This window comes from Heyndrickxia acidicola (assembly GCF_001636425.1).
Taxonomy (GTDB): Bacteria; Bacillota; Bacilli; order Bacillales; family Bacillaceae_C; genus Bacillus_AE; species Bacillus_AE acidicola.
Genome location: NZ_KV440953.1, coordinates 434,965 through 458,108, shown reverse-complemented (window position 1 = coordinate 458,108; position 23,144 = coordinate 434,965). Strand labels below are relative to the sequence as shown.

Annotated in this window: 21 protein-coding genes; 4 read left to right on the top strand and 17 right to left on the bottom strand. The window is 42.5% G+C overall.

The features are described 5' to 3' along the window. Positions 1-152: 152 nt before the first annotated feature. Positions 153-1,070 (bottom strand): ribonuclease Z, encoded by a 918-nt coding sequence (gene rnz / locus A5N88_RS02090; protein ID WP_066262434.1) that lies wholly within the window; start codon positions 1,068-1,070, stop codon positions 153-155. 395 nt (positions 1,071-1,465) lie between these two features. On the opposite strand from rnz, the gene zwf reads away from it, so the two are divergent. Together zwf and A5N88_RS02080 are read left to right on the top strand one after the other, a co-directional pair. Further along, entirely contained in the window at positions 1,466-2,968 is a 1,503-nt protein-coding gene (zwf, locus tag A5N88_RS02085) for a glucose-6-phosphate dehydrogenase (protein ID WP_066270157.1), read from the top strand. 310 nt (positions 2,969-3,278) lie between these two features. Next, complete coding sequence (locus A5N88_RS02080; RefSeq protein ID WP_066262432.1) at positions 3,279-3,740, top strand: YueI family protein; 462 nt, start codon at positions 3,279-3,281, stop codon at positions 3,738-3,740. On the opposite strand, the gene A5N88_RS02075 is transcribed toward A5N88_RS02080, so the two are convergent. From A5N88_RS02075 to mce, 5 genes are all read right to left on the bottom strand, one after another. Further along, the gene (locus A5N88_RS02075) at positions 3,733-4,953 is read right to left on the bottom strand and encodes a DNA polymerase IV (RefSeq protein WP_066262430.1); all 1,221 of its coding nucleotides are present in this window, start codon (positions 4,951-4,953) and stop codon (positions 3,733-3,735) included. The two genes, A5N88_RS02080 and A5N88_RS02075, sit on opposite strands and share 8 nt — an antisense overlap. Positions 4,954-5,346: 393 nt before the next feature. Further along, positions 5,347-5,829, bottom strand: coding sequence for a chemotaxis protein CheW (locus tag A5N88_RS02070; protein ID WP_066270156.1), 483 nt, complete (start codon positions 5,827-5,829; stop codon positions 5,347-5,349). A gap of 70 nt (positions 5,830-5,899) precedes the next feature. Further along, positions 5,900-7,021, bottom strand: a complete 1,122-nt coding sequence (locus A5N88_RS02065) for a tripeptidase T (protein WP_066262428.1) — start codon at positions 7,019-7,021, stop codon at positions 5,900-5,902. 127 nt (positions 7,022-7,148) lie between these two features. Beyond that, positions 7,149-8,699 (bottom strand): acyl-CoA carboxylase subunit beta, encoded by a 1,551-nt coding sequence (locus A5N88_RS02060; protein ID WP_066262425.1) that lies wholly within the window; start codon positions 8,697-8,699, stop codon positions 7,149-7,151. A gap of 148 nt (positions 8,700-8,847) precedes the next feature. Continuing rightward, a complete protein-coding gene (gene mce / locus A5N88_RS02055) occupies positions 8,848-9,258 on the bottom strand; it encodes a methylmalonyl-CoA epimerase (protein ID WP_066262423.1) in 411 nt (136 codons plus the stop codon). Positions 9,259-9,559: 301 nt separating this feature from the next. Between mce and prli42 the strand changes: the two genes are divergently transcribed. Beyond that, positions 9,560-9,652, top strand: coding sequence for a stressosome-associated protein Prli42 (gene prli42 / locus A5N88_RS24635; RefSeq protein ID WP_157090574.1), 93 nt, complete (start codon positions 9,560-9,562; stop codon positions 9,650-9,652). Between the two features lie 68 nt (positions 9,653-9,720). Here the strand turns inward: prli42 and A5N88_RS02045 are convergent, their stop codons facing one another. From A5N88_RS02045 to A5N88_RS02020, 7 genes are all read right to left on the bottom strand, one after another. Further along, positions 9,721-10,227 carry a L,D-transpeptidase gene (locus A5N88_RS02045; protein ID WP_066262420.1) on the bottom strand — a complete coding sequence of 169 codons (507 nt, stop codon included), beginning with the start codon at positions 10,225-10,227 and terminating at the stop codon, positions 9,721-9,723. Positions 10,228-10,254: 27 nt separating this feature from the next. Beyond that, the gene (locus A5N88_RS02040; protein ID WP_066262414.1) at positions 10,255-11,238 is read right to left on the bottom strand and encodes an aromatic acid exporter family protein; all 984 of its coding nucleotides are present in this window, start codon (positions 11,236-11,238) and stop codon (positions 10,255-10,257) included. Between the two features lie 112 nt (positions 11,239-11,350). Continuing rightward, entirely contained in the window at positions 11,351-11,788 is a 438-nt protein-coding gene (locus A5N88_RS02035) for a BrxA/BrxB family bacilliredoxin (protein ID WP_066262411.1), read from the bottom strand. 426 nt (positions 11,789-12,214) lie between these two features. After that, positions 12,215-12,343: a hypothetical protein gene (locus A5N88_RS26040; RefSeq protein ID WP_260525537.1), complete on the bottom strand. Its 129-nt coding sequence runs from the start codon at positions 12,341-12,343 to the stop codon at positions 12,215-12,217. A gap of 342 nt (positions 12,344-12,685) precedes the next feature. After that, positions 12,686-13,816, bottom strand: a complete 1,131-nt coding sequence (gene meaB, locus A5N88_RS02030; protein WP_066262409.1) for a methylmalonyl Co-A mutase-associated GTPase MeaB — start codon at positions 13,814-13,816, stop codon at positions 12,686-12,688. Further along, on the bottom strand, positions 13,809-15,977 hold the full coding sequence (gene scpA / locus A5N88_RS02025) for a methylmalonyl-CoA mutase (protein ID WP_066262407.1): 2,169 nt from the start codon (positions 15,975-15,977) through the stop codon (positions 13,809-13,811). Before scpA ends, meaB begins: the two co-directional genes overlap by 8 nt. Beyond that, positions 15,970-17,832 (bottom strand): methylmalonyl-CoA mutase family protein, encoded by a 1,863-nt coding sequence (locus A5N88_RS02020; protein WP_066262400.1) that lies wholly within the window; start codon positions 17,830-17,832, stop codon positions 15,970-15,972. The genes scpA and A5N88_RS02020 overlap by 8 nt, the downstream gene beginning before the upstream one ends. Positions 17,833-17,923: 91 nt before the next feature. Between A5N88_RS02020 and A5N88_RS02015 the strand changes: the two genes are divergently transcribed. Then, on the top strand, positions 17,924-18,190 hold the full coding sequence (locus A5N88_RS02015) for a hypothetical protein (RefSeq protein WP_157090573.1): 267 nt from the start codon (positions 17,924-17,926) through the stop codon (positions 18,188-18,190). 44 nt (positions 18,191-18,234) lie between these two features. Here the strand turns inward: A5N88_RS02015 and A5N88_RS02010 are convergent, their stop codons facing one another. The 4 genes from A5N88_RS02010 to lpdA are packed head-to-tail and all read right to left on the bottom strand — an operon-like array spanning position 18,235 to position 23,114. Then, on the bottom strand, positions 18,235-19,578 hold the full coding sequence (locus tag A5N88_RS02010) for a dihydrolipoamide acetyltransferase family protein (protein ID WP_066262396.1): 1,344 nt from the start codon (positions 19,576-19,578) through the stop codon (positions 18,235-18,237). A gap of 60 nt (positions 19,579-19,638) precedes the next feature. Beyond that, entirely contained in the window at positions 19,639-20,622 is a 984-nt protein-coding gene (locus tag A5N88_RS02005; RefSeq protein WP_066262393.1) for an alpha-ketoacid dehydrogenase subunit beta, read from the bottom strand. 12 nt (positions 20,623-20,634) lie between these two features. Continuing rightward, entirely contained in the window at positions 20,635-21,630 is a 996-nt protein-coding gene (locus A5N88_RS02000) for a thiamine pyrophosphate-dependent dehydrogenase E1 component subunit alpha (protein ID WP_066262391.1), read from the bottom strand. Between the two features lie 59 nt (positions 21,631-21,689). Further along, positions 21,690-23,114, bottom strand: coding sequence for a dihydrolipoyl dehydrogenase (gene lpdA, locus A5N88_RS01995; RefSeq protein WP_066262385.1), 1,425 nt, complete (start codon positions 23,112-23,114; stop codon positions 21,690-21,692). Positions 23,115-23,144 lie beyond the last annotated feature (30 nt).

Below are 23,144 nucleotides of genomic sequence, written 5' to 3'. Positions count from 1 at the left end.
TTCCCCGCCCCTTAACTATCTTTTTTAACAGGCTTGTTTTTAGCTCCTTCGTGTATGAAATATCCGTTTCACTCACCTTTCATAATCACTTAAAAATGAGCTGAAAAACGAGTCATTACAGTATAAAATTCTAACAAAGACTTTTAGTAAAATCAGCCAATAGGAATCTCTATAAAATCATGCACAATCATTGAATGGAGGAAAACGTTTTTGGCTTCCTGTTCTAGCTGCGCCCATTCTTCTTTTCCATAACGCGAGCTGATATGTGTTAAACAAAGCTGCTTTACATTCGCCCTGACGGCAATCTCAGCTGCTTGAACCGTAGTGGAATGAAAATAATCATACGCCATTTTTTCGCTATCCCCTGAAAAAGTTGCCTCATGTACAAGGCAGTCAGCCTCATTAGCAAGAAGAACAGAATTTTCACATGGGCGAGTATCGCCAAGAATAGTAACGACTCTCCCTTTTTTATCAGGTCCCACATAATCCTTTCCAAAAACAACCCTGCCATCTGCAAGCTGTACCTCTTTGCCTTCTTTCAAAAGCGAGTATACAGGGCCTGGAGGAATTCCGTCTTTCCTAAGCTTCTCAGCATCCAATGTTCCCGGTTTGTCCTTCTCCACTACACGAAAGCCAAAGGTTGGCAGCGCGTGTTGCAAAAGTCTTGCCTCCACGATAAACTGGCTATCCTCAAAAATAACACCAGGTGAGATTTCCACGATGGTGAGCGGGTATTGAAGATGGGTTTCGCTTACCTGAAGAGATACTTCAATAAAGGATTTGATCCCCTTTGGTCCGTATACTGTCAGTTCAGTATCACCCGACTGGAAGGATCTGCTTCCGAGAAGTCCAGGCAGCCCGAAAATATGGTCGCCATGCAAATGAGTAATAAAAATTTTTTCAATTCGCCGAGGCTTAATTGATGTATGCAAAATCTGGTGCTGGGTGGCTTCACCGCAATCGAACAGCCAGATCGCTTTTCTTTCTTCCAGCAGCTTTAACGCAATGGAGGTCACGTTTCTTAATTTTGCCGGAATTCCTGCCCCTGTACCTAAAAATAATAGTTCCAAATGTGATTCCTCCTATAGTAAAAAGGGATATGCTCCCTTTCGCTAACTTAAATGCATACGCAAATGTCATTGTATGTCCTCCAAAACTGATGAAATGTCCATGAACAACATGAAATCTCTCTTAATAGGGTATGCAGTGGAATAGGACGGATAACCAGGACAGCATGCATTTTTTCCAATATGTACAAACCCAAACCATTATGTATACATTTTTAATACTATCATATCATTTTTGTCAAAATATTTGCTAATTCAAATATGAATCGATAGAATGAAAATCTAGATGGATTCATTTTATCATTTTTAACAAGCACAGGGTTTCAAAGAAGATAATGCAATGACTAGATTGGTATCCAAGGATTACATCTTAAAAAAAGAGAGGTCTTTTAAACATGATGAAAACTAGTGAAACTCCAGCCTCATTGATTATGATTTTCGGTGCAACAGGCGATTTAGCTAAAAGGAAGCTGTTTCCCTCTTTGTATAATTTGTATCAAAAAGGCAAGCTTTCTGAAAACTTTGCCGTGATCGGGACAGCAAGAAGAGAATGGTCCCATGAAACATTTCAATCCCATGTCTATGATTCAATTAAAAGTGCTGGGGGCGAAAATGAAGGCATTGATCAATTTGCTTCCCATTTTTATTACCAGGCCCATGATGTAACCGATTCTGATTCTTATCTCGGACTGAAAAAACTGGCAGACCAGCTTGATAAAAAATATGAGCTTGAAGGCAACCGGATATTTTACCTATCCATGGCGCCCGAGTTTTTTGGAACCATCGCCAGCCATTTAAAAACAGATGGTTTGACCGACACAAAGGGATATAAACGGTTAATCATCGAAAAACCTTTTGGCCATAACTATCCTTCTGCAAAAGAATTAAATGACCAGCTCCGCCATTCCTTCTCTGAGGAGGAAATTTATCGAATTGACCATTACTTAGGAAAAGCCATGGTGCAGAATATTCAAGTTATCCGCTTTGCCAATGCTTTATTTGAGCCTTTATGGAACAATCGTTATATTTCCAATATCCAAATTACTTCAAGCGAAGTGCTTGGTGTAGAAGAACGAGGCGGATATTATGAAAAAAGCGGTGCTTTAAGGGATATGGTACAGAACCATATGATTCAAATGGCTGCCCTTTTAGCCATGGAGCCTCCTATTAATCTTTCTACTGAAGAAGTCAGAAGTGAAAAGGGACGGGCTCTCAAATCCCTCCGGCCTGTAGAGGGTGATGAAGTAGAGAAGAATTTTGTAAGGGGACAATACGGCAAGGGGACAATCGACGGAAAAGAATTGCCCGGCTACCGGGAAGAAGCCAATGTGGATCCAGCGTCCAATACTGAAACCTTTGTTGCCGGGAAGCTTTTATTTGACAACTTCCGATGGGCCGGCGTTCCTTTCTATATCCGTACAGGAAAAAGGATGAGTTCAAAGGACACTAAAATTGTTGTTCAATTTAAAGATATTCCCATGAACCTTTATTATAAAGCGAAAAACGAGCTTGCTCCCAACCTATTGGTCATCCATATACAGCCTGATGAAGGCATCACCCTCCATTTAAATGCAAAACGCATTGGCCAGGAAATGGAAACAACACCTGTGAAATTGAACTTCTCCAATAAAGGACTACATGGTATGAATACACCTGAGGCTTACGAAAAGCTGATGTATGATTGCATGAAAGGAGACGCAACCAATTTTACCCACTGGGACGAGGTCTCCCTTTCCTGGAAGTTCATTGATAATATCTCTGCTGTATGGGAAACTAAAAAAGCCGATGATTATCCAAATTATGCATCAGGCACTATGGGACCAAAGGCGTCAGATGAATTGCTTGAAAAAGACGGTTTCTTCTGGTGGCCGGTAACCAGCCTGGATGTGAAGGATTACTGAGCTTGCTAAAACATGTGTTTTCCTTTAAAGTAAAATGCGAAAGCTCGTGCCAAAACGGCATGAGCTTTTCACGTTGTTTACTACGAATTATTCAATGATGTCCAGCTACAGCGCCTATCGGCTTGCGTATTTCTCCGTCTCCTCCCTGCGATAAGTCTACATCAGCTCGTTCCTCGCTGTGTTTCCTTTATCTCAGTCGGAGACTCTGAAATCCGTACGCCGATGAGCAAGGCGCTTTCGCTTTTCTTATTTGGAACACATTCAACGTATTTCGCTTATGTTGTAACAGAGTGATTAAGGGGTGAAAAACATGGCTCAAAAGCCCGATATAGAAGATTACCTGCAAAAAGGGATGTATGGAACAAAGGAAACGAAGCCGGAAGAACGCAAGAAATTTTTAGGGACTCTGCGTGAACGAATTGTCATCGCCCTTTTAAAAAACCAGATCTACGAAAATGGAACATATCCTGAAATTGAAGAAAATATGAAAAAACATAAACAGGCAACCCTCTATCTCAATGGAGATGTAAACTATAATTATTTATCAAAATATATTGCCATAGCAAAAAAACACAGTATCCCCTTCTCCATTGTTTCCAAGCATACAGGCGATACCAATATAGGCCTGGTGCTTGCATACAACTATGCCATCGATCAGGAGGAGATATACCTTACGAAAAAAAATCAGGCAGCCAGCACGGCACCCATCAAAAAAGGAGGAGTGCTCTCCTCCTTAAAAAAAATGATAAAAAAACCCAAAAAAACTACTTAAAAGGCTTTTCAGATGAAGGTTTCTGTCTTTCTGTTACACCATTTTGAAGGGCTTTTACGCCAAACCTTTGCCTAATATCATCTATAGCGCGGTAGAGCGGTTCTTTTTTGGCCGCTTCTTCGTAGGAAAAGAGATCAAGCTGTTCCACTGCATCCTGTTTCTCAACCAAATCCTGTCCTGTCACACCTAACAGACGGACGGGATTCCCGTTCCAATGCTTAAGAAACAAAGCCCTTGCTGATTGAAAAATAGCCTCTTTGCTTTGAATCGGATTTTCTAATTTTCGGCTTCTTGTAATTGTCTTTCTGTCTTTGTATCGAATGGCAACCGAAACATTCGCAGTTAAGTAGCCTTTCCTTTTTAAGCGCTGAAAAGTTTCTTCAGACAATTTTTCAAGCTGCTGCAGGAGTTCTGCTTGATTGGTCATATCTCTGGGCAAGGTGCGGGAGCTGCCAACACTTTTAAACTCACTGGCAGAATCAGGATCAACATGACGATTATCAATGCCTCTTGCCCGTTCCTTTAAAAATGCTCCCCTAATTCCCAAAAGCTTTCGAATCTGAATATCATGGACTTCTGCCAGATCACGAATGGTTTTAATACCAGCCAATTCAAGTTTTTCAGCTGTTTTTTTCCCCACACCATGCATTTCGATAAGCGGGAGCGGCCAGAGGACCTCTTGAATGTCCCTTTTTCTCAGGATTGTAATCCCCATCGGTTTCTTCATGTCCGATGCCATTTTTGCAAGAAATTTGTTAGGCGCAATCCCAATGCTTGAAGGAAGATCGAGTTCTGAAAGCAGCTGCTCCTGAATCGTTTTTGCAATCTCTATAGGCGTACCCAGCTCAAAGCAATCTGTGATGTCTACATAGCCTTCATCAATGGATACAGGCTCCACTAATGTAGTAAATTCACGCAGGACTTCAAACAATGCATGCGATGCATTACGGTACCTCTCAAATGTTGGCGTCCGTATAATCAGCTGTGGGCAAAGCTTCTTAGCTTCCCAAAGAGGCATGGTAGTTTTTATGCCGAATTTCCTGGCCTCATAGCTACATGTCACAATAATCCCTTTTCGTTCCTCCGGGTTGCCGGCAATGGCAAGCGGCTTCCCTTTTAACGATGGATCATATGCCATTTCGACAGAAGCAAAAAAACTGTTCATATCAACATGCAAAATGACCCGCCCATTTTTGGGATAGTATTCTTTCAAGGTTCTCACTTCCTGTATAATCTCTCTTTATTATATCAGGGATAGAAAAAAAGGAAAATATTTTAGAAACAAACGTTTGGGTCGATTCTTTTTAAGAGGCACTTCAAAAAATGGGGATGGAGATAACTAATCATTGATTTCATGCACTATGACCATCTGATATTCACATATAGCCTTCATTTTGCACTTGGAAAATGATTTTACGGGCGAAAATATTGGGTTTACGGGCGAAAAACAACACTTTTTGGGCGAATCAGGCACAAATACCTATGCACACACACAACACACCACCCTATTTACTTTACTCGACTAAAGGGGTCAGACCCCTTTAATGAACTACCGTGTAAAAGTAATCAAAAATGCATGTATCCCTACATGCATTTTTCTTCGCAATTATACTTCTTGTTCTGCCCGATATTCGCTCATGTAATGTTTGATTTCCTTAATTCCATCCAAAGCTTCTATGAATTTTTCTGTATCCACCATGGTGATAAGACGGCTGTCTAAATTGGCAATGCCTGATAAGTAGCTTGTTTTCTGATAGGCAATCAATCCGATCTGCTTAAGCTGATGTTCGGAAATGTCAATAATCTCCTTTGCATCCTTTACAAGTAGGCCATAAACGAAGGATTGGATATCCAATACAATTATTCGGGAAGAACCCCCGATATCCAATTGATGGCCATACAGCACATTTTCAAAGTCAATAGCCGGTATCAACTCATCCCTCACCTTTGCAACGCCCTTCACAAAACCAGGAAGCTGCGGAATGGGAGTAATATTTTCAAATTTTTCTATAGAAATCACATTCGGGATAGGGATGCCATATTCTTCATTCCCCGCTGTAAAAACAAGTGCTTTGCTTAAACCCTCCACACACTTTCCTCCTTCATTCTTTCCTTTTGAATAAGGAAACAGACCGCCTAAACGGTCTGTTTGTAAATACTTATTGTTCTGCAACTTCCTTAATGATGGCTACAACCATTTCTGAAAGCTTTACAAGCTCTTCAACCGGCATACGCTCGTTCGTTGTATGAATTTCTTCATAGCCGACAGCCAGATTGACAGTCGGGATGTTGAATCCGGCAATCACGTTAGCATCACTTCCGCCTCCGCTTTGTTCCAGCTTGCTTTCTCGGCCAATCTTAGCCGCAGCTTTTTTAGCGATTTCCACTACCTGGTCACCATCTGCAAATTTAAAGCCTGGATACATTACTTGCACATCCACTTCCACTTTGCCGCCCATTTCATCTGCTGCTTCATGGAATGCTTTTTTCATTTTTTCTACCTGTGCTTCCATTTTTTCAGGGACAAGCGAACGTGCTTCTGCCAGGATATCTGCACGGTCTGCCACAATATTCGTTGCCTTCCCGCCTTCAAAACGGCCAATATTGGCAGTTGTCTCAGAATCGATACGGCCAAGCGGCATTTTAGCGATAGCTTTGGAAGCAATGGTAATAGCAGAAACACCTTTTTCAGGAGCTACGCCTGCATGTGCTGTTTTCCCATAAATAGCAGCTTTAACTTTTGCTTGAGTAGGAGCCGCAACTACAATAGTTCCAACCTTTCCGTCACTATCAAGGGCAAAACCGTATTTTGCTTTTACAAGAGAAGGATCAAGTGCTTTTGCGCCGACCAGACCTGACTCTTCCCCTACTGTAATAATGAACTGGATGGTTCCATGCTCGATGTTTTCTTCTTTCAGTACACGAAGGGATTCAAACATTGCCGCAAGGCCTGCTTTATCATCGGCACCCAGGATTGTTGTTCCATCTGTTACAACGTAGCCGTCTTTAACAGATGGCTTTACCCCTTTGCCAGGTACAACTGTATCCATGTGGGACGTAAAATAAATGACATCCGCCTCTTCTTTTGTTCCTTTTAGGGTACAGATCAGGTTGCCGGCACCATGTCCGGTTTGAGCAGTTGTATCGTCCTCATAAACCTCGACGCCCAGGTCCTCAAATTTTTTCTTCAGTACTTTTGAAATTTCTCCTTCATTTCCTGTTTCGGAATCAATTTGAACAAGTTCTAAAAATTCATTAAGTAATCGTTCTTGGTTAACCATCTATAGGACCTCCAGATTGTATGTATTAACCATACTAGTATACTGCTAATTTTTTCAATGGACAAATATTCGTATTTGATGGCGGTTTTTCGAGCTATTTATATGTGGTTAAATTCTGCAAACCATATTACAACGGGATATTCCCATGCTTTTTCCATGGGCGCTCTTCCTGTTTATTGCGAAGCATTTCCAAAGCCTGGATGAGTTTAATCCTTGTATCCCTAGGATCAATGATGTCATCTACCATGCCGCGTGCTGCTGCAACATACGGGTTGGCGAATTTTTCCCTGTATTCTTCAATTTTTTGTGCCCTTGTGGTTTCCGGATCCTCACTTTTTTGAATTTCTTTGGCAAAGATAATATTGGCTGCACCTTCAGGACCCATAACGGCAATTTCTGCATTTGGCCATGCAAAGACCAGGTCAGCCCCGATGGACTTGCTGTTCAGCGCCACATATGCCCCTCCAAATGCTTTTCTCAGAATCACAGTAATTTTAGGAACGGTAGCTTCAGAGTATGCATATAGAATTTTAGCTCCATGGCGGATAATGCCTCCGTGCTCCTGCTTGATGCCTGGGAAAAATCCTGTAACATCCTCAAAGGTTATGATTGGGATATTAAAAGAATCACAGAAACGGATAAACCGAGATGCCTTGTCTGACGAATCGATGTCAAGCCCTCCCGCCATCACCTTAGGCTGATTGCAGACAAGACCAACGACTTCACCGCGGATTCTGGCCAATCCAATGACCACATTCCTTGCAAACTCCTCCTGGATTTCCATAAATGATTGCTCGTCCACCACCTGTTCAATAACTTTTCGGACATCATATGGCCGAATCGCATCAAATGGGATGACATCTGTTAAATTTGCCCGGTAATCATCTTCCCCAGGAAACTTCTCTATAAGAGGCTTTTCCTTATTGTTTTGCGGCAGATATCCTAAAAGCCTGCGAACCTTTTTCAGTACTTCTTCTTCGGTTTCTTCACGAAAATGGGCATTTCCGCTTATCGTGTTATGGACCCGTGAGCCGCCGAGGTCTTCAGACGAAATCTTCTCACCTGTTACGGTCTCAATCACCTTTGGTCCTGTAATAAACATTTGGCTGGTTTTGTCCACCATGAACACAAAATCCGTAATAGCAGGTGAGTACACTGCTCCCCCTGCGCATGGTCCCAAGATGACGGAGATTTGAGGAATAACTCCTGAATAAATCGAATTTCGGTAAAAAATCTGCCCGTATCCGTCCAGAGAAACAACACCTTCTTGGATGCGCGCTCCTCCTGAATCGTTTAGACCAATAAAGGGTGCACCATTCTTTGCTGCAAGATCCATCACATTGGCAATTTTTTGGGCATGCATTTCACCAAGCGCTCCGCCAAAAACGGTAAAATCCTGCGAAAACAAATAAATAGGGCGTCCATAGACCTTAGCATAGCCTGTTACAACACCATCACCCGGTCCTTTGACCTGATCAAGGCCAAAATCGTGGCTCCTATGCTCCAAAAAAGGGTTTAATTCAATGAATGAACCTGGATCGACAAGTAATTCAATGCGTTCACGCGCAGTAAGCTTCCCCTTTTCATGCTGTTTTTCAATTTTTTCATCGCCGCCGCCAAGCTCTACTTCACGCCGTTTATCATAAAGCTCATTTAGTTTTTCATAAATGTCCGTCATTTCCATCACCTGCTTTTTAAATTGACTTTGTTAAAGGAGTGGAACGGCCTTTTCATCCGCCTTTCAGATAAACTGAAAGATTATGTGCAAAAAGCCGCTATCAACATAGAAATTTAACAGAGCCTTTAAATTAAGTATCTTTTTCCATTCAGTGGCTTTTGTTTTGTTTCTCACAAAGCTCATACAGGACTCGATGGCCTGATACGGGATGCATAAAAGCAACTAATGCTCCGCCTGCACCCGTTTTTGGTTTATCCTGAAGCATTTTAATGCCCTTTGTCTTTAATTCCTCAATTCTTTCCTCAATGGACTCCACTGCAAGTGCAATATGGTGGATTCCTTGTCCCCTTTTAGCCAAAAAGCCCGCGACAGCGCTTTCTTCAGATAAAGGCTCAAGCAATTCAATTTTCACATTTCCTGCATCAATAAAAGCAACCCTAACCTTCTCAGAAGCAACTTCTTCGAGCCCTATACATGAAAAACCCAGTACTTCTGTATAAAAAGGCAATACTTCCTGGATGGATTGAACTGCTACACCAATATGATCCACTTTTTTCATCCCGCGTCCCCCTTGGAGTGTACTTGCTGACAAAAGAAGGCTCTATTTATTCATCCCGTTGATTGCAGCTTTAGACAGACGGTAATAAAGCCCTGGTATCTGCTTCCATCACTATTGCGCCAAATCAACCTTAAGCAGAATAAAGCCGATAGATAAAACATATATGTATTCTCTATAGAAGGACAGAAATCCTTCTTTTTAGACAAAGAAATCCATTTCCTTCACAAAATCATCACTTGTTAGAAAAACGCATTCCCGATACAATATATAGAAAGAATAAAATGGACAAGGAGTGGTCTCTATGTCTAAAAAAACCACAAGAATAGTGGTATTTATTATGCTTTTTGCTATGCTTGCCACAACCATATTATCAGGCATTGCCATGTGGCTATAAAGGCTGAAACCCCCTAGGACAAATAAATACTGAAACATGAAAAACCCCCGTACATACGGGGGTTTTGTTCATTTAATAACTCCTAGTTCCTTTCCTAGCTGCTCCAATGTTTTGGATGAACGGGTAATGAAAATCTTAGTCCCAAGGGGAACTTCATCATAAATGGTTTCCAGTTCTTTTTTGGGGAGCCGAATACAGCCATTTGAAATATACTTACCAATAGACCAAGGCTTATTCGTACCATGAAGACCATAAATTCTCCCATCCGTGCCGCGTGCATCAAAACCAATCCACCTTGAACCAAGAGGGTTTCTGGGATCTCCGCCTGGAATATTCTCCTTTCGGAAATAAGGGTTCTTCGCTTTCACGATAATCGTGAAAAATCCTTCAGGCGTCAGGTCGTCTGTTCTCCCTGTCGCAATTCTCGTTTGAACAGCGATTTTCCCATCGCGAATCCAGGCAAGCTCATTTGTTTTTTTATTGACAATGATATACGGATCTCCCAGCAGGGCCCTGTCACCTAATGGCCAGGTTGGTGATCCAATCAAAAAAAGGATGGCTAAAAATAGTTTCATTATGATCACCTGAAAAACAATTTTTGTTTAGTTTGCTTTCCCCAGGCGAATTTCATTCCTTTTTTGTTTTTCCTTAAAGGTGCTTTTAATAATTAGATAATCTTCCATTTCCCGCAGAAATTGAAACAAAGCTGCCCTCGCTTCAAATTCCTCCCGCGTTTTTGGCAGCTCCATATCCTGAATGGATTCCTGCAGCTGTTCCAATTTTTCAAGCCTCTTTAAAGCAGTATTGCGGGGTTTTATATTCTCTTTTAGCTCTTCAATAAAGTCAGCAACCATTTGGCGCTGCTCCACCATGTGTGAAATAGATGTGATCAGCCTTAAATTACGCTCAATAATTTCAAATTGCTGCTGCCGCATTTTAAAATAAGTATAGTAATAGGATTCATTTGTCATTAAATGATTTTCTACATCCCGAAAAGCTAGCTGAATGCCCTTTTCAAGCAAATCGCCCGTTTCTGTTATTTCACGGCCGTCCCACGACATACTGTTGGTTCGCAGGTAACAGATGATTTCCTCAAAAATCTTGCGAAAATCGTCTTCAATTTTCTCCTGATACTGTTTTAGCTTAGCCTCAATACTTGGCATATACAAGTTTACAATTAGTGCTACACTGAGCCCAATAACCACAATAGAGATTTCATTGATGATAAAGTGCAGTGAAATGCTTCCTTTTGCAAAAAAATGCAAAATAATGACACTGCTTGAGACAACCCCCTCTTTTGCTTTTAACAGGACTGTTGTCGGTATAAATAGAAGAAGCTCTATCCCAATGGCAATGGGGTTATAACCCAATATTTCAAAGAACACAGTGGAGAATATCATAGCTGTAATACAAGCTACAAAGCGCGTCCATGCAGCATGAATAGATTTCTTTTTCGTATTCTGTATACAAAGTATTGTAAGAATTCCTGCTGAGAGGAAATTTTGAAGATGGAAAAGCTCTGAAATAAAAATCGCAATAGGTGTTCCCAGCGATGTTTTTAACGTTCGGTATCCAATTCTGAACATAAATCTCTCCTGTAAATAAAGCTTTTGGTGACTACTATACCATAATGAAAGGCATAAAGAACAAAAAAAATCCGGCTGAATGGACCGGATCTTCTTTGTAAGCATTTACTTTTTATATTTCTTCACAATATTTATCAAAACTGTCTTGAAGCTTGTTCACAACAGACATTGGATCATGCCCTTCAATTTCATGGCGCTCAACCATTGTAACAAGCTTGCCGTCTTTTAATAAAGCAAATGAAGGAGAAGATGGAGGGAAGCCAGTAAAATAACTGCGTGCTTTTGCTGTTGCTTCTTTATCCTGTCCTGCAAAAACGGTTACTAAATGGTCAGGGCGTTTGTCTGTATGAATGGCATGTGCCGCAGCAGGGCGGGCGATTCCGCCTGCACAGCCGCAAACGGAGTTTACAAGCACAAGGGTTGTCCCTTTTTGATTAAGTGCATTATCCACTTCTTCAGCGGTTTTCAATTCCTGATAGCCAGCATTTACAGCTTCTTCGCGCGCCTGGCTAACGACATCATTCATAAAAAGATTGAAGTCCATGTTCATCTTCTATCTTCCTTTCCAGTTCAATATAATACTATTTAATCATAACAGGAGAAAAACACAAATGACAAATTTTTAACCCGAAACGTTTATAAAAATATTGAACTGGGTAAACTGGTATTACATCTAGATCCATACCCCTAAACTCCCTAGATGTTTTGGATAGCGTTTTGTGGTACGCTGTCCTTTTTTATTGCCGCTTGCTTATTGAGGCAGCCTTTTGTTAGAGGCTGTTTTTTTTCGTTCTGTTTATGTTTTCGTTTATTGATGTGTAAAAGGCATCTTTAAACACGCCTTTTAAAAAGTGAAAAGGCTAGAAATGAATGTAAACCAAAGAGGCTGTCCAAAATGGTGCGATGATATCAAGTGACCTTGGCTATAGCAACTTTATTTGCTTGTTGCTTTCCACTGCAAGCACTTCTTTTCACTTCAATTAACCTTTGAGTTAATTCCAAATTGGGATTGTACATAGATAAAGGCAGCATTCTTATCATCCTCTGCTGGGTTGATTTCCGCTGCAGGCGCTCGCTTTCCGCGGGCGGCGGGGAGCCTTATCATAGTAAGCTCCTGAGGAGGTCTCCCTATAGCCAGCTAATCCCGCAGGAGTCTTTTACCTTCCACTCTAATTAACGTTGAATCCAAACGATCATTGGGTATTACTAGGTATGTTCGGCGCTATTCGTCCTGCCTGTTCATTTCTGCTCAAAGCCATAGAGACACCTTGCTAATATTCGCACCAATTGTTCTTCCCCCTTTCTCCTTTTTCTGTCCAATAATAAAAATGAGGTGACTCAAAGCAGCTTATAACCGCCTTTTGAGTCACCCTCTTTTGTTCCTTCCTTTACTAAAATGAGCTATATTCATAGAAACTGGAGCATTATGTTGCCTGGAATCACTGTCTCAAACTTCCGGTTTATTCTGCTGAAACTCCTGAAACAATGAATCCACCGCTTTAGAAACAGGAACATCCCCCTTGATGACAGATGCTTGCAGAGATGGAAGAATGCGTTTAACACCGGGATGATCAAAAAAGGCATTTTCAAGCTTTTCTCTAATCATCGAATAAAGCCATTCTTTTTCTTGGAGATGGCGCCTTTCTGTAAATACACCCGATTCTTCCCCTTTTTCCTTAAATTTCTGAATAACAGACCAGAGCGCTTCTAATCCTGTTCCATGGAGTGCAGAACAGGTAAAAGCTCTTGTTTGCCAGCCTTTAGTTGCCGGCAGCAGAAAATGGAGAATTTGATTATATTCGCGGCAGGTTTTTCTGGCCAATGTTACATTTTCACCATCTGCTTTATTAATAACAATGGCATCAGCCAGCTCCATAATTCCCTTTTTCATCCCTTGCAGTTCATCTCCAGCTCCAGTCAGAGCAAGCAGCATAAAAAAGTCAACCATTCCTCTGACCATTACTTCGCTTTGCCCAACACCAACAGTTTCAATCAGTAAAACATCATATCCTGCTGCTTCGCATGCAATCACCGTTTCGCGAGTTTTCCGATGCACTCCTCCAAGTGTGCCCCCCGATGGAGAAGGACGGATAAAAGCATTTGGATGTCTCGCGAGATTTTCCATTCTCGTCTTATCGCCGAGTATACTTCCGCCTGTCACCGTTGAGCTGGGATCCACAGCTAAAACAGCAACTTTATAGCCCATTTCACATAAGAGAATACCAAAAGCTTCAATAAACGTGCTTTTACCAGCACCAGGCACTCCTGTAATTCCAATCCGGATGGATGGGACAGCCAGTGGAAGCAGATAGGTTAAAAGCTCCTGGGCTTTTTGATAATGGTCTTTGGCATTACTTTCTATAAGAGTAATCGCCTTAGAAAGGGCTATTCGGTTTCCACCCACAAGTTTAGCTGCAATTTCTTGAATGTCCAGCTCTGCATTATCTTTTTTTTGAAATCTTTTCCGATTGGTTTGTTCCATTCCATCGTGCTTAGACTTTAATCCTGGCATGTACGTTGTGGTAAAATTCTCTTCTTTTTCTGGGTCTGTCCATTCAGGACGGTTCTGGTCACCCATTCCCATCCACTTCCTCATATCCCAAGCGGCGATAAATTTCTTCAATCACCCTTTGCGCAGCAACTGGAATGACAGTACCGGGGCCAAAAATAGCAGCTGCACCACTATCCAGCAAATAAGCGTAATCCTGTGCAGGTATTACACCGCCAATGACAACGACAATATCTTCACGGCCAATTTCGTTTAATTCCTTTATCAGCTGGGGAAGGAGCGTCTTGTGGCCAGCCGCTAAAGAACTGAACCCTATTACATGGACGTCGTTTTCCGCTGCCTGCATCGCTGTTTCTTCGGGTGTCTGGAATAAAGGGCCGATGTCCACATCAAATCCAAGATCGGCAAAAGCAGTCGCAATAATTTTAGCTCCCCGGTCATGGCCGTCCTGACCCATTTTTGCAATCAGGATGCGCGGCCTTCTGCCTTCGTTTTTTAAGAACTCCTCCGCCATCTCTTTCACTTCTTCAATCTCTTCCTCATTCGAAAAGCTTGAACTGTATACACCGCTCACAGACCGGATCACCGCCTTATGTCTTCCGGAAATCTTTTCAATAGCTTCCGATATTTCTCCAAGCGTGGCTCTGGCGCGTGCAGCTTCCACTGCAAGCTCTAAAAGATTGCCTTTCCCTGTAGAGGCCGCTTCTGTCAAATCAGCCAATGTACGGCTCAACATAGCAGGATTCCGTGTCTTTTTCAGCTCATCCAAACGCTCAATTTGCTTTGTTCGGACAAGGGTGTTGTCGATATCAAGAATATCAATAGGCTCTTCCTCGTCAAGCCTATATCGATTTACCCCAATAATGGTTTCCTTACGGGAATCAATGAAAGCCTGCCTGCGTGCAGCCGCTTCTTCAATTCTCATTTTCGGAAGCCCTGTTTCTATGGCCTTTGTCATTCCTCCCAGCCCTTCAATTTCCTCAATATGCCCCCATGCTCTCTCCATGAGTTCATTTGTCAAGGACTCTACATAGTAAGAGCCTCCCCATGGATCTATCACATCAACGATACCCGTTTCCTCCTGCAAATAAAGTTGTGTATTGCGGGCAATCCTGGCCGAAAAATCGGTCGGCAGTGCAATGGCTTCATCCAAAGCATTTGTATGCAGGGATTGTGTATGGCCCATAGCAGCCGCATGGGCTTCTATAAGAGTTCGAATGACATTATTAAAAGGATCCTGCTCTGTTAAACTCCAGCCAGAGGTTTGGGAGTGTGTTCTTAAAGCCAATGATTTTGGGTTCTTGGGCTCGAATGTCTGAATCAGCTGTGCCCAGATTCTTCTGGCAGCCCTCATTTTAGCCACTTCCATAAAATAATTCATCCCTATTGCCCAAAAAAACGACAAGCGCGGTGCAAAGGAATCAATATCTATGCCTGCTTTTAAACCAGTCCTCACATACTCCAGCCCATCTGCAAGCGTATAAGCAAGCTCAATGTCAGCAGGGGCTCCTGCTTCCTGCATGTGATACCCTGAAATCGAAATACTGTTAAACTTTGGCATATGCCTGGATGTATATTCAAAAATGTCCGCAATGATTTTCATTGAAATTTCAGGAGGGTAAATATATGTATTCCGAACCATATATTCTTTTAAAATATCATTTTGTATGGTACCTGACAGCTGGCGCTTCTCTACTCCCTGCTCCTCGGCCGTAACAATATAAAAAGCCAAAATAGGCAGTACAGCACCATTCATTGTCATGGAGACAGACATTTTGTCCAGCGGAATGCCGTCAAAGAGAATTTTCATATCCAAAATCGAGTCAATTGCAACACCCGCTTTCCCAACATCTCCGACAACTCGGGGATGATCGGAATCGTATCCACGGTGAGTGGCTAAATCAAATGCGACGGAAAGCCCTTTTTGTCCCATGGCAAGATTTCGCCTGTAAAAGGCATTGCTTTCTTCTGCAGTGGAAAAGCCTGCATATTGGCGAACTGTCCAGGGACGGTTCACATACATGGTTGAATAAGGCCCTCTGGTATATGGAGGAATACCAGGCAAATCCTTTAGATGCTCAGCCTTTTCAATATCTGCTTTCGTATAGATGGATTTTATTGCAATGGATTCATGCGTTTGGATGACTTTCGGATTGACATTGGACGCATTCCATTCAGTTTTTTTCTCCACTAGAGGCTTAATAGCATGGAAATTCGGTTTTTTATTCATGTACTTGCCCCTCCCATATACCTAAAAGTGAATCCAGTTTTTCAATCATGTTTTGCCTTATATAAATAGAGCCGTTAAACCCGGCTTCCTGAAGGTCTTCCCATTCATCTGTAGGAAACAGACCCGCAATATCAAGTAACACTCCCTGCTTGTTCGACTTCAGCCACTCAGCTGACTGCTGCGCAAATTGTGCATAGCTTTCATTCTGGCCGCAAAGGCAGTAATAAGGGTAAGAGTGCTGTTCAATAAACGAAGTGATATCCTGCATCGATAAGCATGGACCGCTGCAGTCTGCTTCGATTCCTCCTACAGCAAGAAATCCGCTGACATAATCCAATCTTGCCTTATGATCCTTTAGTGCTCCCAAACAAATGATGCCGGCTTTTGGGTTTTTGCCGTTTTCCCTAAGCTTCAAGGAACGGCGCCTCAGCTGCTCAAACGCCTCAGAGCGCCTTGTTTTCGAAAGAGCGAGCGGATTGTTTTGCTCACTAAAGTGCTCGGAAGGATGATCCTGTATGAATGTATCCTGGAGATTTGCATAAACATTTGTACCAATAATGGAGGACTTCCGAGTGTAAGAATCTTCCATTCTTACATTTAGCGTTTGTTTAATATCCGCCTGGATCCCCCCAGACATCAACGACTCCAGCAGGCCCCCTTGCTTCTCAATCTTTAAAAAATAATCCCATGCTTTTTCGACTAGCTCAGAGGTTAAGGCTTCCACATAATAGGAACCTCCGGAAGGATCCGTTACGAAACCTAAATGAGCTTCTTCACGTAAAATAAGCTGCGTATTGCGGCCAAGGCGTTCTGATAGACTGCCAGGATTTTTGTATACTCCATCAAAAGGAGCTACATGCAGATAGTCGACACCGCCGATAATCGCCGCAAAAGCCTCGTTTGCAGACCTCAGAATATTGACATGGGGGTCAAGGGCAGATTTGGTAAAAGAAGAGGTTTCGCAGCTAACTGTTACCTTGGATTCTTTTTGTGTTAAACCATATGCAGACGCTGCTGTTGTCCAAAGCCTGCGAAAGGCTCTCAGCTTAGCTGCTTCCATAAAAAACTGGCTTCCCATTCCAAAATGAAACACCATTTTTTGAACCGTTTTCGCTGGCTCCCAATTCGATTCCTTCATAGCTTCCATATATGTGACCGCAGCCGCAAGGGAGATTCCCAGTTCTTGAACTGCATTTGCACCGGCATTATGATAAGGTACCGTATCAATTAAGATGGTACATACATTCGGTAATAATTGATGCGCCCTTTCAATCACTTGCCTCCAATCGGCTATTTCTTTACTGCCGGCACGGACAATATGCCCCTTAGAAAGTTCATATGAGATTAAATCAGAGGCTGCTGTACCTCTCAGAACAAGGGCTTCCCTCTTCTCTCCCAGCTCCTTGAGCCATTTACTGAAGTTTTCATGGATTCTTAGAAAGATTGGAACATTCTTTTCATTAGCAAGCTTTATCAGTTCTTGGGAGTCAATTTTCTCTGCTTGCAGACTCTCAGTCTTAAAAGATATTGCATCCTGCCCATTTTCAAGAGCTGCTGTAATGTTCTTCATAAGCTCGTCTTCATTGTTTATCCATATTTCTTGTGCGATAGCCCATGTTTTTTGGCCGGTTGAAAATCCTCTTAGATTCGTATCTCCACCGGGAAGCTGTTCCATTTCCTCTAAATTAATATCCTCATGTGTGTATAAAGGCTGCAGTTTGATGCCTTCATAGGTAGAACGGCTGAGAGATTCAAATGGCTTTCCTTTTAAAGCTGCTTCAACAGTTTCTTTCCACGTACTTTTTGAAGCCTCTTTAAAGGCATGCCCTCTAACCGGCTGAATAGGTGATGTCATAATGCTCCTCCTTTCCATATGTAAACGATTGCAGTTTTTTGAAAAAAATTTTTGTTTTAATTATTCAATATTATTTTAGTATAAATAAAGAGTGGAAGCTAGAGTTTTAAATAGTCTTTTGGCAGAAAATGTGCTTATAAAAAACATCAGTAAAGAAAGAATTTATGTGGTTGTTGCGGAGGATGGAAAAACAATTTCTTTTAAAAAGGCACTGTTAATCTTGCCTGTTGATTTCACTTTCAGGAACTCGCTTTCCGCGCGTGGTTGGCATGCAGTTATAGGCGACAAGCAGCCTAGAAGGTTAAGAGGCAAATCTTCTAGGCTGCAAGGCTTAATTTTATTATTTCATAAACTATAAAAAACGCCTGATAAAGGATGTACCCTTTACCAGGCTATTTGAGATTAATAAATGGATGTTGTTTCTTTAGATGTTGCTTCAAGAATTTCTTTCACTCGCTTAAGGAACTTGCCGCAAATTAAGCCGTCCAATATGCGATGGTCAAGAGACATACAGAGGTTGACCATATCACGAACAGCAATCATGCCATTATTCATCACCACAGGGCGTTTAACAATAGATTCAATTTGCAGAATTGCCGCCTGAGGATGATTGATGATTCCCATGGATTGCACAGAGCCAAAAGAACCTGTGTTATTGACTGTAAACGTACCGCCTTGCATTTCATCGGCTTTTAATTTTCCAGTGCGGACTTTTTGGGCCAGCTCTGTAATTTCCCTGCCAATGCCCTTAATCGTTTTTTCATCCGCATTTTTAATAACGGGAACGAACAAGGCATCATCTGTTGCTACAGCAATGGAAAGGTTAATTTCTTTCTTCTGGATGATTTTATCGCCTGCCCACATGGAATTAATCTGCGGGAATTCCTTTAAGGCTTGGGCGACAGCTTTCACGAAGAACGCAAAATAGGTAAGATTAAATCCTTCTTTTTGCTTGAATTCGTTTTTAAGACTATCACGATAGGAAACCAAATTGGTGACATCTACTTCCATCATCATCCATGCATGCGGAGCTTCATGTTTGCTTTTTAGCATATTGGCTGCAATGGCTTTTCTCACGCCCGTAACGGGAATTTCGATATCGCCAGGCATCGTCGGAACGACCGGAGCAGGTGCAGACGGTGCTGCTTTTGGCTGAGAAGCAGCTGCAGAAGATTCTGCAGGTTCTGCAGCAGGCACAGACGGCTTTTCTTCTGTATGCGCAGCAGGTGCCGGAATAGCTCCCGTTTCAATTATTTTTAATAAGTCTTTACGTGTAATGCGACCTTCTCTGCCTGAACCTTTCACCTGTTGAAGATCGATATTGTGCTCTTGGGAAAGTTTCAGTACAGCAGGGGAATAACGTACCTTGCCCTGTTGTTCAGAAGGAGGAGCTGGATTAGCAGCTTCTTGAATCCCAGCCTGAGCACTGCTTGCTGCCGGAGCAGGAGCAGGTGATGCTGCAGCCTTGGTTTCTTCATGTGCAGTTGTGCCCGCAGGCTCGCTTCCTTCCACTTCAATCGAGCAAATTACTTCCCCCACCGCCAAAGTGTCTCCTTCTTCAGCAATCAGTTCTTTTATCACGCCCGAAAAAGAAGATGGTACTTCCGCATTTACTTTATCAGTCATGACTTCTGCGAGCGGATCATATTTATTTACTTTATCTCCAGGGGACACCAGCCATTTGCTGATCGTTCCCTCTGTTACACTTTCACCCAATTGAGGCATAGTAATCTTTTCAATTGCCACTATTGATTCCTCCTTAAACCATCCTTATCCGATCATCAATCCTCTAATTCTTGCCTATACTTAAAATTCAGCAAGCTCACGAATAGCTTTTTCGACTTTGTCAGGGTTTACCATAAAGTACTTCTCCATTGTCGGTGCATAAGGCATAGCAGGGATATCAGGACCGGCTAGGCGCATTATCGGTGCATCCATGTCAAAAAAACAGTTTTCAGCAATAATGGCAGCTACTTCTCCCATGATGCTTCCTTCTTTATTGTCTTCTGTTAAAAGCAGGACTTTTCCTGTTTTCGATGCAGCTTCCATGATGGCTTCCTTGTCAAGCGGATATACTGTACGAAGGTCAAGAATATGCGTCTCAATTCCATCCTGGGCCAATCTTTCGGCTGCCTGAAGTGCAAAATGGACACATAAGCCATATGTAATAACCGTTACATCATCGCCTTTTCGTTTAACATCCGCCTTGCCAATTGGCAATACATAGTCATCCTCAGGCACTTCTCCCTTGATTAAGCGATACGCTCTTTTATGCTCAAAGAACAACACGGGATCTTCGTCACGAATGGCTGCCTTTAACAAGCCCTTCACATCATAAGGAGTAGAAGGCATGACAATTTTCAGGCCTGGCTGGTTGGCAAACACGGCTTCAACGGATTGTGAATGATAAAGGGCGCCATGGACACCGCCGCCATAAGGCGCACGAATGACAATCGGGCAGCTCCAGTCATTGTTCGACCGGTAACGGATACGTGAAGCTTCTGAAATAATCTGGTTTACAGCAGGCATAATAAAATCAGCAAATTGCATTTCAGCAATCGGCCTTAAGCCATACATGGCAGCTCCGATTCCCACTCCGGCAATCGCAGACTCCGCCAGCGGTGTATCAATGACTCTCTCTTCTCCAAATTGTTCATACAGGCCATGAGTCGCTTTAAAAACTCCGCCTTTTTTCCCAACATCTTCACCTAACACAAATACTTTAGAATCGCGTTCCATTTCTTCGCGGATGGCCAATGTTACTGCATCAATATAAGATATTACTGGCATGCTTTTTCCCCCTTACTTCTCAGCGTACACATATTTTAACGCATGCTCTGCATCTGCATATGGAGCATTTTCCGCATAATCTGTTGCTTCGTTAACTTCCTTCATGACCCTGTCGTTGATTTCTTTTTCAAGCTGGTCATCCATTACGCCCACTTCCTTTAAATAAGCGCCGAACGTAATGATCGAATCCTTTGTTTTGGCTTCTGCTACTTCATCAGGTGAACGGTACGTACGGTCATCGTCGTCAGAAGAATGGGCAGTTAGACGATAAGAAACAGCTTCAATTAATGTCGGGCCTTCACCTCGGCGTCCGCGGTCTGCTGCTTCTTTAACCGCTTTATATACCTCTAACGGATCATTGCCGTCTACCGTTACGCCAGGCATTCCATAACCAATCGCACGGTCCGATACCTTTTCACACGCAAGCTGCTTTTCAATCGGTACGGAAATGGCATATTTATTATTTTCACACATAAAAATAACAGGAAGTTTGTGGACACCTGCAAAGTTCGCTCCTTCATGGAAGTCTCCCTGATTGGAAGATCCTTCTCCAAAAGTAACAAAGGTAACAAGATCCTTCTTCTCCATTTTGCCTGCAAGCGCAATCCCTACAGCATGAGGAACCTGGGTCGTAACCGGAGATGACCCTGTTACAATGCGGTTCTTTTTCTGGCCAAAGTGGCCTGGCATCTGGCGTCCTCCGGAGTTTGGATCTTCAGCTTTAGCAAATCCTGAGAGCATTAATTCCTGTGGAGTCATACCGAATGCTAAAACCACTCCCAGATCACGATAGTAAGGGAGGGCATAGTCTTTTTCTCGGTCAAGCCCAAAGGCTGCTCCAACCTGTGCTGCTTCTTGTCCCTGGCAGGAAATAACAAATGGAATTTTCCCAGAGCGGTTCAACAGCCACATTCTTTCATCAATACGGCGGGCCATCAACATGGTTTCATACATTTGAATTACTTGTTCATCGCTTAAACCTAAAGCTTTATGGCGATTCTCAACCATTTTTTTACCTCCAAATAGTAAATTTATCGTCATCATCCAATTAGCATTTTACATAATAATCATGCATGAATTGCTTTGCCGTCAACAGCCAATGCCGCTTCCCCAATTGCCTCACTTAATGTCGGATGAGGGTGAATTGTATGAGCGACTTCCCATGGAGTTGCGTCCAGCACTCTTGCAAGTCCTGCTTCGGAAATCATATCCGTAACATGTGGACCTATCATGTGAACTCCAAGGATATCATCCGTGTCCTTATCAGCAATGATTTTAACAAACCCATCTGATTCACCATGGACAAGTGCTTTTCCAATTGCCTTAAATGGAAATTTTCCCACTTTAAGATTTAAGCCCCGAGCTAAAGCTTCTTCCTCTGTATAACCAACGCTTGCCATCTCCGGATTGCTGTAAATACATTTTGATATCATAAAATAATCGATCGTTTCAGGATTTTTTCCAGCTATGTGCTCAACAGCCATAATTCCCTCATGAGAAGCTACATGGGCTAATTGAAGGCCCCCAATAACATCCCCAATCGCATAAATGTGAGATTCTTTTGTTTGATAGTAAGGGTTGACCTGAATGACCCCTCTATCGACCACAATGTCTGTGTTTTGCAGGCCGATGTTTTCTGTATTGGCCATTCTTCCTACAGAAACAAGCAGTTTGTCAGCTGTAAAGATTCTTTGTTCTCCCTTTACTTCAGCGCTAATGGATACTGTGCCATTCTCAATATTCAGCGTTTCAGAGAGAACTTTGGCATTTGTTACAATCGTTACGCCCTTCTTTTTAAGAAGACGCTGCATTTCTTTTGAAATATCTTTGTCTTCAGTAGGAACAATTCGATCTGCATACTCTACAACCGTTACATTAACCCCAAAATCAGAAAGCATAGAGGCCCACTCAATACCAATTACACCTCCGCCAACAATGATAATGGAATTCGGCAGCTCCTTCATGGAAAGTGCATCATCAGAAGAAAGAACAAATTCCCCGTCAAACTCCATTCCAGGCAACGATCTCGGTCTTGAGCCAGTGGCGATGATCACATTCTTTGGAATGAGCATTTCGTTTTCTTCCCCTGACTCGAACTCCACTGAAATGGTTCCAGGCATAGGAGAAAAAATAGATGGCCCCAGAATTCTTCCAAAGCCCTCATAGACATCAATTTTCCCTTGCTTCATTAAATGCTGGACCCCTCTGTGAAGCTGATCAACAATACCTTGTTTTCTTTCCTGCACACGTTCAAAGTTAAGAGTGACATCAGATGCGATTACCCCGTATTCCTCGCCGCGTTTAGAGGTTGCAAACACTTCAGCGCTTCTAAGCAGGGCTTTACTCGGAATACAGCCGCGGTGAAGGCATGTTCCGCCAAGCTTTCCTTTTTCAACGATGGCCGTTTTTAATCCAAGCTGAGATGCACGAATGGCTGCTACATAACCGCCGGTACCACCGCCCAAAATGACTAAATCATATTCGGTTGCCAATTTGTTTCCTCCTTTTCAAATAGGTTTTAC